Genomic DNA, 8,809 nt, shown 5'->3' with positions numbered 1-8,809 from the left:
CCCCCGCCGGGGGGGCGGGACATCCCGCGGCCGGGGGGCTGGGCTCGCTGCGCGTTGGCCCGCGGGGGGGCGGGCGGGGGGGGGCGGGCCGGGCCGGGGGGGGGGGGCCCCGCGCGCGCCGCGACCCGCGCCGTGCGTCGCCCGCTCCGCGCGGCGCGCCGTGCGCCGCGCGTGCTTCGCCGCGCGGTGGCGTACGGCGCGAGTGCACGTCCGGTGCTGTCCTGGAGACGTACGCTCCCGGCATGGACAGCGCAGAGTACGAACGCGAGATCGCCTCCAGGTTCGCTGCCTTCGACCAGGACCACAACGGCGCCATCGACCGGGAGGAGTTCAGCGGGGCCGCGGCCGCGCTGCTCGCGGAGTTCGGCGTCAGGCCCAGATCCGACAAGGGCCAGGCGCTGTACTACGGCGCCGAGGCGTTCTGGCAGGGGATGGCGGGCATCGCGGACGTGGACGGCGACCAGCGCGTCACCCGCGAGGAGTTCCTGACCGGGGCGGCCAAGCGGCTGCGGGACAACCCCCAGCGGTTCGCCGAGATCGCCCGCCCCTTCCTGCACGCGGCGATCGCTGTGGCCGACGAGGACGGGCGCGGCGTCACCCCGGCCGCGCTGGAGCGCGCGCTGCGCGCCCTCGGCGTACCGGGGGAGTCCGGCACGCGGGTGGCTGCGGGACTCGACGGGGACGGCGACGGCCGCATCGGCGAGGACGAACTCCTCACCGCCCTCGCCGAGTACTACGTCACCCCCGAGCCCTGAGCCGCCCGGCTCCGGCGTGCGGGGCTGCGGTGTTTGCGGCAGCGTGCGGGGCGGCGCGTACGGCAGCGGCGCGTACGCCGGCGCGCGGGTGCCGGAGCGTGACCCCGGGTGCGCACCGCGACCGCTCCCCGTCGATACCGGGTCGTGTCCCGACGCCGCACGGTCACGGACGGGAGTCGTCCCGCGGCTCCGGTACGCTCCGTCGGGTGCGCGAGGGCCCGGGCGAGGGGACCGGCGGAGCGGCCGTCGAAGCGGTCGCCCCGCGGCCGCGTGTGCCCCGTTCGCGCGGTCGAAGGGCGCCCGGGGTGCCCGCTGTTCGATCCTCCGCGGCGCGCGTCGCACAGTATGCGGCCCGCGTACTCCTTCGCGCTGGAATATGCCCGAAGCGGTTGTCGCGGTGACTGTACGCCAACCATGCTGTCCTGTAAGGGAATCACGTTCCGTGACCCCGATCCCGCCGCGATGCGGGTCGAGGTACTTGTCGAGGCGCGAGGCCATGTGTCCGCCGGTTCGGATGGTGTGAGCGGTGCAGGTGCTTCAGGTTCAGTTGGAGATCGGCCCCGACCCGGCGGAGGTGGGCCGGGCGAGGCGGTGGGCCCGTTCCCGGCTCGCGGGTTCGGGGATGGGCCGCGACGAGCAGGCCTCGGAGATCCTTGTTCTGATCGTCTCCGAGCTGGTCACCAACGCGGTGGTGCACACCGGTTGCCCGGCCGTGCTGCGGATGCTGTTCGGCCTGGGCACCGCCGAGGCCGGCACCGTACGGGTCGAGGTGTCGGACGGGTGCGCGACGCCGCCCGCCCCGAGGCACGCGGACGGCGACGACACCGGCGGACGCGGGCTCGAACTGGTCGACGGCCTCGCCGACCGGTGGGGCTGGCAGCCGGAGGGTAAGGGCAAGCGCATCTGGTGCGAGGTGGACCGGGGCGCGACCGGCGCCGCGCCCGAGCCGGTGACGGCGGTCGTCTCCACCGTGGGACACGACACCCCCCGTCCGCACCCGGCGCACGAGGCGCGCGAAACGCCGTGCCCACTGCCGCATTCGGCCTGAGCACGGCACGTGGCCCGGGCCTGAGCACCGCCGGTGGCCCGGGCTTGAGTACTGCCGGTGGCCCGGCTGTTCGGGCCCGGGCGCCGGGGCGCTCGCGGACCGCGACGGCCGGCGCGTCCACGGGGCGGACCGCCGTCGCGTCAACGGGCCCCGGCGGCCGTCCCCGTACGTACGTCTGTGTGCCCGGGCGCCGTCCCGGCCGCGCGCGAGACGGCCTCGGCGCCCATCAGAGGCGGCGGGCCAGCGACTTGGCGATCTTCGGTGCGTCGCGGGCCAGTTCGCGGAGCATGCCGCTCAGCGGCGTCGTGTAGCCGGTGAAGTACAGGCCGGGCGCGGCCGGATTGCGGCGGGGCGGCCTGCCCTCGGGCGTCAGGATGCCCAGGTGGCCCACGAGCGGCGCGAGGCCCCGCTCGTAGCCCGTGGCGGCGACGACCACGTCCGGCGCCACCCGCGAACCGTCGGCCAGCACCACCTCCCCGCCGTCGAACGACTCGACCGCGGCGACCGGTTCGACGCGGCCACTTCGTACCGCCCGCACCAGGCCGACGTCCTGCACCGGGATCGCGCCCTCGCGCGCCCGGGTCGCCAGGCCCTTCTCCGGGCGCGGGATGCCCGGCGCCCGCAGCACCAGGCCGCGGGCCACACGGTCCACCAGGAACGCCGGCAGACGGCGGCACAGGATGCCGCTCGCCTGGGCCGGCCAGCCCAGCGTGGAGCGCCGCAGGATGTGCGGCGGCGTCCTGATCGCCAGCCGCACCCGGGCCGCGCCGCCCTCCACGAGGTCCACCGCGATCTCCGCGCCCGTGTTGCCGACGCCCACCACCAGGACGTCCTTGCCGCGGTGGCGGGCGGCGTCACGGTAGGCGCGCGCGTGCAGCAGCTCGCCGGTGTACGAGTCGACGCCGGGCCACCGCGGCAGCCTCGGGGTGTGGTTGTACCCGGTCGCCACCACCACGGCACGCGCCCGCAGTTCGCGCCCGCCGGTGGCCCGCAGCAGCCAACTCGCGCCGTCCGATGCCTGGTCGGCGACGCCGTCCCCGGCGCTCTCGCCGGCGGTGCCGTTCCCGGCGGCGCTCTCCCCGGGCAGCCGCTCGACGCGCGACACCTCGATGCCCGTCATGACTTCGATCGTGTGGAACCGGGCGTATGTGTCGAGGTATTCGACGACCTTGTCGCGCGGCACCCACCGCCCGAACGACCTCGGCATCCGCAGCCCGGGGAGTGACGACCACCGCCGCGTCGTGTGCAGATGCAGCCTCGTGTAGTGGCCGCGCCAGGACGCACCGACCGCGTCCGACTTCTCCAGCACCACGGCCCGCACACCGCGCTCCCGCAGCGCCGCCGCGACCGCGAGACCGCCAGGACCGGCCCCGATCACGTACACGGGCAGCTCTGGCGCTGGGGCTGGGACGGCAGTTGTGTGATCGGACATGACAAAAAGTTCTCATCCCGGCCCCGCCCGACGGGTCTCGCTTGGATATCGGTCGCGATCTGAATCGGTTTCGAAAAGATCACACACGCAAAACCCTCACACGCACAATGGGCCGATGACTTCCTCTCCCTCTCCCTCCTCGCAGCCCTCGCAGCCCTCGCAGCCCTCGCCGTCCTCGCAGTCCTCCGGCCCTCGGCGCCCCGGCGAGGCGCGGCTGCCGCCCGCCCGCTCACTCGCCATCTCCGACACGGGGACGGGCACGCGGGGGAACACCGGCACGGGCGCGGGGCACGGTGCCTCCGCCGGTGCGGGGCTGCGCCTGCGCCTCTGGCGCCCGGACGACGCCCCCGTCCTCGTCCGGGGCGTCGCCGATCCCGAGTACCGCCGCTGGAACACCCCGAAGCTGCTCGTGGAGACCGAGGCCCAGGCGCTGGAGTGGATCAGGCAGCGTGCCGCGGACTACGAGGGCGGCACCGGCTGCGTGCTGGCCATCACCCCGGAGGACCGGGACGACGCGATCGGCAGCGTCGGCCTCGGCGTCCTCGACCTGTGGATGCGGCGCGGCATGGTCGGCTACTGGGTGCTGCCGCAGGCGCGCGGGCGGGGCGTGGCCCGGCGCGCGCTCGGCCTCCTCACCCGCTGGGCGTTCACCGAAGTCGGCCTCCACCGCCTGTCGCTCGGCCACGCCGTCGGGCACGAGGCCTCCTGCCGCGTGGCCGAGCGGTGCGGCTTCCGCTACGAGGGCACGCACCGCGGAGAGATGTTCGAGGCGGGAGACACGAGCCGCTTCCGTGACTCCCACCACCACGCGCGTCTCGCGACCGACCCGGAACCCGGGCCGGGGCCGGTGCCCGCCGTCTGACCGCCGGGCCCGGTCTCAGGGCCAGAGCAGGTCCTTCGTCCACACGTCGGAGTCGGTCGTGCCGCGCCGGTACCTCAGCCGTACGTGCTGCCGGTGCGCGTCGCCCTGGAAGAACTCCGCCTCGTCCGGCGTGACCACGTACCCCGTCCAGGTCGTGGCCTCCGCCTCCGGATCGCGCCGGGCGCGCTGCCAGGCCGCGTCGTACGCCCGCGCCAGCGTGTCGCGCGAGTCGAGCACGTCGCTCTGCCGGCCCGCGAGCGCGGCGGCGAGCGCGCCCGTCGAGCGGGCGTGCAGGTCGGCGCTGGTCTCGGACGCGTACGCGGGCACGACAGGGCCGCGCAGGCGTACGGCCCGGGCCCGCGCGTTCCAGTAGAAGGTGAGCGAGGCGTACGGGTTCGCGGCGAGGTGGCGTCCCTTGCGGCTGGTCGAGTGGGTGGCGAAGTGCCAGCCGCACGCGTCGGCGTCGTGCAGCATCACGGTGCGCGCGTCGGGCCGCCCGTCGGCGTCGGCCGTGGCGAGGGTCATGGCGTGGGGTTCCGCCTGCCCGGACGCGGCGGCGTCGGCGAACCACTCGTAGAACAGCGGGAGGGGGCTCTCGGGAGTGCTCGCGGGATCGAACGCGGGAAAGGACGTGCCGCCGCCGTCCCCGGTGTCCCAGACGCGCGCTTCCCGCAGCAGGGCCCGGAACCGCCCCGCGGCCGGACCGGAATCGTGACCGGAACCTCGGGGAGGGGTACTGGAACCGTCGGGAGGGGAACTGGAGGAAGCGGGTTCTGGGGCGTTCTCGGCCATGTGCATACGTCCTATTCAACGCGGAACGCCGACGGGGAACGGGGGTCCGGACCCCCGTCGGCGCGACAGGACGTACGTGCCGGGGTGAACGGCGCGGGGCGCCGCGTGCTCAGAAGCGGAACGCGGCGGTGTTCGGGCGGGGTGCTTGATCCGTCCGGCGGGTTGTTCGGGTTCTTCGGGTTGTTCGGTTGATCGCGGTGCTCGGGCTGCTCGGGCTGCTCGGGTTGTTCGGATTCTTCGCGGTGTTCCGGGTGTTCCGGGTTCCGGGTGTTCGGGTTGTTCGCAGTGCCGGTTGTCCGGAGCGCTCGGGTCGTTCCGAGCGCTCGGGTTGCTCAGGTACTTCCGGGTGTTCCGGGCTGCTCGGGTTGCTCGGATACTTCCGGGTGTTCGGAGCGCTCGGGTTGCTCGGTACTTCCGAGTGTCCGGGGTGTTCGGGCGGTTCGGGTTCTCCGGAGTGCTCGGGGCCGTAGCCGCACGGGGTGTTCCCGGATTTCGGGGCGCGCGGGCCCATGGAGTGCGTACCGCGCGGAATTACCGCGTCGGCTTCCGGCCCGTCACACCGAGATGGACCAGAAGCGCCAGATTCGGCTTGAGATCAGCCTGTTTCACACCCCAGCTCTGAAAGCCCTTCTGATGGGACGCGACCGCGGAGAGCATCACGACGAGTGATCCCGCGATCGCCGCCGGTACGACCTCCTTGTCGACCCGGCCCTTCGCCTGGAGTTCTTTCACCGATTCCGTCAGGGAGTTGGTGATCGAGTTGAGGATCTTCATCCGGATCTTGGAGAACCGTTTGTCCCCTTCCGCGTCACCGAGGTCGATCACCCGGAGAATCGCGTCGTGTCTGCGCCAGAAGTCGAGGAATCCGTCCACCAGTTCCTCGGCCGACTGCCAGCCCGCCCGGCCCGCCCAGGAGCGTCCGGAGACGAGTTCCGTCAACCCGGCGCTCTCTTTGGCCATTTCTTCCGCGAGCTCCAGTACGGCACCTTCCACATCCGGGAAGTACTGGTAGAAGGTCGCGGGAGAAGTGCCTGCCTTCCGGGCCACGTCGATGACTTTGACGTCCCGGTACGGCGAGGAGCTGAGCATCTCGCTGAGGCAGTCGAGCAGCTTCTGCCGCGTCGCCTGGCCACGTCGACCGGCCACGCGGCCGTCGACCGTTCGTACTTGTCCTGTCATGCCGTCAGCTTACCGACGGGTGATCGGCGCGCGATTTGGCCGACTGCAAATGGGGACATGCGCGGTGTGTACCGGGTGTTCCGGGCGCTACTTCCGAGGGGCATGAGTGTCTGGCACATTCGCATTGCGGTGATGTTGTGAGATGCCGTTGCGCCGCCTTGTGCCGCCTATCCGGAAGTGCTCGGGACGGCCCGCCGCACGAGGTGATTCCGCGGTGCGGCTCACTCCCGCGGGGTCAATTGTTCTCCTGCTCCCGCTGCGCGCCGAGCGTTCACCCATTAGCTTTGCCCGTAAGGCGACCGGAGCCGTGGACCGGCACGGATGGTGACCGGCACGGACGGCCGCCGGCGCAGATGGCTGCCGGCACGGATGGCCGTCGGCGCAGATGGTTGCCGGCACGGATGGCCGCCGGCGCGGAACGGAGGGTTCGGGTACGGGCGGAAGCTCCGGTACGGAGGGTTCGGGAGTTGATCATGGCCGCATTCGCCGAGGGCGCCCCGTGCTGGCTGGACGTCTCACTTCCCGACCTCGAAGCGGGCAAACGGTTCTACGGGGACCTCTTCGGCTGGACCTTCGGTCCGGGAACGGGGCCCGCCGGGTCACCCGGGTACGCCGCGGCCTTCAGCGGCGGCGGCCGGGTCGCGGCCCTCGTCGCGAAGCGCGACGGGCGGATGCCCACCGCCTGGGGCGTGTACTTCGCCACGCCGGACGCGGACGACGCGGCCCGCCGCGTGGTGGCGGCGGGCGGGCGGATGGTGCGGGAGCCGCTGCCGGTCGGCGGCCTCGGCGTGGTGGCGCTGGCCGCGGACCCGGGCGGCGCGGTGTTCGGCCTCTGGCAGAGCACGGGGGAGGACGCCCGGGACGGCGATCCGGGAGGCGTCGGATTCGAGAAGCGGGGGACGCCCGGGTCGTTCTGCTGGACGGAGGTCTACACCCGCCTCCCGGAACCGGTCGACGCGTTCTACGAGCGGGTGCTGCGCGTCACCGGCAGCGACGCCGCGTCACCCGGCGGCGGACCCCCGTTTCGCATGTGGTCCCCGAACGGCGCGACGCCGGGGCCCGCCACGGCCGTCGGCGGGCGGAGCGTCATGACGGACGCGTTCCCCGCCGAGCTGCCCGGCCACTTCCTGAACTACTTCGCCGTCGCGGACTGCGACGCGACCGCCGCGGCCGTGGTGCGCCTCGGCGGGCGGGTGCGGCAGCCGCCGTTCGACATCCCGTACGGGCGGATGGCGGTCCTCACCGACAACCAGGGCGCCGGCTTCGCCGTCCTCGCCGGCCGCGCGCCGGGCGCCGCCCCCGGCGGGCCCGCGGATTCCGGCGATCCCGGCCGGCCCATAGACCCCGGCGATGCCACCGGCTCAGCCGATCGCGCCGATTCGGTCGATCCCGCCGATCCGGTCGACTCCGCTGATTCGGTCGATCCGGTCGATGCCGCCGAATCCGGCGATCCGGTCGATCCCGGCGATTCCCCCCATTCCAGGGACCGCGGGGGCGCGAGCGGCCCGCGTGACACGGGGCAACGCGACGGCGGCGGCCCAGGATAGGGGCTCGCGCCGCGTATCGGGGGCGTGCGCCGCGACACGCGCCCCCGATACGCACCCCGGTTCGCAACGCGGCCCCCGTACAGGAACAATCGGTTGGTACGAGGCCGTACCTTTGTGGCCCGTACGGGGAGGTGGCACCGGCAGTGGAGCAGCTGACACAGCACGATCCGAGACGCATCGGCCCATTCGAGGTACTGCGCAGGCTGGGCGCGGGGGGCATGGGGCTGGTGTATCTCGCGCGGTCGGCGTCGGGGCGCCGTGTCGCGATCAAGACCGTGCGCACCGAGCTGGCGGAAGACCAGCTGTTCCGTGTCCGCTTCACGCGTGAGGTGGAGGCCGCCCGTGCCGTCAGCGGCTTCTACACGGCCGCCGTGGTCGACGCGGACCCCCGCGCCGCCGTGCCCTGGCTGGCCACCGCCTACGTGCCGGCGCCGTCCCTCGAAGAGATCGTCGGCGAGTGCGGGCCGATGCCCGCCCAGGCGGTGCGCTGGCTGGCCGCGGGCATCGCGGAGGCCCTCCAGTCCATCCACGCCGCGCACCTCGTGCACCGCGACCTCAAGCCGTCGAACGTCCTGGTGGTCGAGGACGGCCCCCGCGTCATCGACTTCGGTATCGCGTCCGGTGTCTCCAACACCCGCCTGACCATGACGAACGTCGCCGTCGGCACCCCCGCGTACATGTCGCCCGAGCAGGCGCGCGACTCGCGCAGCGTGACCGGTGCCAGCGACGTCTTCTCGCTCGGCTCGACGCTCGTGTACGCGGCCACCGGGCACGCCCCCTTCCACGGTGCCAACCCCGTCGAGACCGTCTTCATGCTGCTGCGCGAGGGCCCCGATCTGACCGGCCTCCCGGACGAGCTGCGTCCGCTGATCGAGGCGTGCATGGCGATGGCCGCCGAGCAGCGGCCCACCCCTGCGGACCTCCAGTCGCAGCTCGCGCCGTACCTGTTCGCCGCGGGCGGCGACGAGACGGGCACGGTCTCCGCCTGGCTGCCCGACTCGGCCGTCGACATGATCGCGCGCCGCCAGAACGAGGGGCACAAGCCCTGGTCGCCGCCGGGCGGCCGGGACCCGAGGCCCTCGGCGGTCCCGCCCCGCGCGGCCCCTGCCGTCCCGGCGTCCGCGCCGCCCATGCCGTCCCGGCCGCCGCAGCCGGCGCCGGGCACCGGCCCGTACCCGCCACGGACGGCACCAC

7 protein-coding genes and 1 pseudogene are annotated in these 8,809 nt (G+C 73.7%); 5 read left to right on the top strand and 3 right to left on the bottom strand.

All coding sequences use genetic code 11. The annotated features are described in order from the left end of the window. The first annotated feature begins 242 nt into the window (after positions 1 to 242). Positions 243 to 755 carry an EF-hand domain-containing protein gene (locus tag LCE31_RS17800; protein WP_225015294.1) on the top strand — a complete coding sequence of 171 codons (513 nt, stop codon included), beginning with the start codon at positions 243 to 245 and terminating at the stop codon, positions 753 to 755. Between the two features lie 526 nt (positions 756 to 1,281). Beyond that, positions 1,282 to 1,803, top strand: a complete 522-nt coding sequence (locus LCE31_RS17795) for an ATP-binding protein (protein ID WP_225015293.1) — start codon at positions 1,282 to 1,284, stop codon at positions 1,801 to 1,803. A 226-nt stretch (positions 1,804 to 2,029) separates the two neighbouring features. On the opposite strand, the gene LCE31_RS17790 is transcribed toward LCE31_RS17795, so the two are convergent. Further along, entirely contained in the window at positions 2,030 to 3,235 is a 1,206-nt protein-coding gene (locus LCE31_RS17790) for a flavin-containing monooxygenase (protein ID WP_225015292.1), read from the bottom strand. 115 nt (positions 3,236 to 3,350) lie between these two features. Between LCE31_RS17790 and LCE31_RS17785 the strand changes: the two genes are divergently transcribed. After that, positions 3,351 to 4,097 (top strand): GNAT family N-acetyltransferase, encoded by a 747-nt coding sequence (locus tag LCE31_RS17785; RefSeq protein ID WP_225015291.1) that lies wholly within the window; start codon positions 3,351 to 3,353, stop codon positions 4,095 to 4,097. Positions 4,098 to 4,112: 15 nt separating this feature from the next. Here the strand turns inward: LCE31_RS17785 and LCE31_RS17780 are convergent, their stop codons facing one another. Both LCE31_RS17780 and LCE31_RS17775 read right to left on the bottom strand, forming a co-directional pair. Further along, positions 4,113 to 4,889: a pyridoxine/pyridoxamine 5'-phosphate oxidase gene (locus tag LCE31_RS17780; protein WP_225015290.1), complete on the bottom strand. Its 777-nt coding sequence runs from the start codon at positions 4,887 to 4,889 to the stop codon at positions 4,113 to 4,115. 531 nt (positions 4,890 to 5,420) lie between these two features. After that, positions 5,421 to 6,068: a TetR family transcriptional regulator gene (locus LCE31_RS17775; protein ID WP_225015289.1), complete on the bottom strand. Its 648-nt coding sequence runs from the start codon at positions 6,066 to 6,068 to the stop codon at positions 5,421 to 5,423. A gap of 473 nt (positions 6,069 to 6,541) precedes the next feature. Here LCE31_RS17775 and LCE31_RS17770 point away from each other — a divergent pair. Together LCE31_RS17770 and LCE31_RS17765 are read left to right on the top strand one after the other, a co-directional pair. Beyond that, a pseudogene (locus tag LCE31_RS17770) lies at positions 6,542 to 7,342 on the top strand (VOC family protein); the annotation flags it as partial. 416 nt (positions 7,343 to 7,758) lie between these two features. After that, on the top strand, positions 7,759 to 8,809 hold a 1,051-nt coding region (locus LCE31_RS17765), incomplete at its 3' end, for a serine/threonine-protein kinase (protein ID WP_225015287.1).

Origin of the sequence: Streptomyces sp. 8L, from assembly GCF_020176795.1 — a bacterium.
In the GTDB taxonomy this organism is placed as follows: Bacteria; Actinomycetota; Actinomycetes; order Streptomycetales; family Streptomycetaceae; genus Streptomyces.
This window is presented reverse-complemented; position numbering and strand designations above follow the sequence as displayed.

Bases quoted from the DNA above. Each gene is read 5' to 3' on its own strand.
- LCE31_RS17800 (WP_225015294.1), top strand. From the start codon at position 243: ATGGACAGCGCAGAGTACGAACGCGAGATCGCCTCCAGGTTCGCTGCC.
- LCE31_RS17790 (WP_225015292.1), bottom strand. From the start codon at position 3,235: ATGTCCGATCACACAACTGCCGTCCCAGCCCCAGCGCCAGAGCTGCCC.
- LCE31_RS17785 (WP_225015291.1), top strand. From the start codon at position 3,351: ATGACTTCCTCTCCCTCTCCCTCCTCGCAGCCCTCGCAGCCCTCGCAG.
- LCE31_RS17780 (WP_225015290.1), bottom strand. From the start codon at position 4,889: ATGGCCGAGAACGCCCCAGAACCCGCTTCCTCCAGTTCCCCTCCCGAC.
- LCE31_RS17775 (WP_225015289.1), bottom strand. From the start codon at position 6,068: ATGACAGGACAAGTACGAACGGTCGACGGCCGCGTGGCCGGTCGACGT.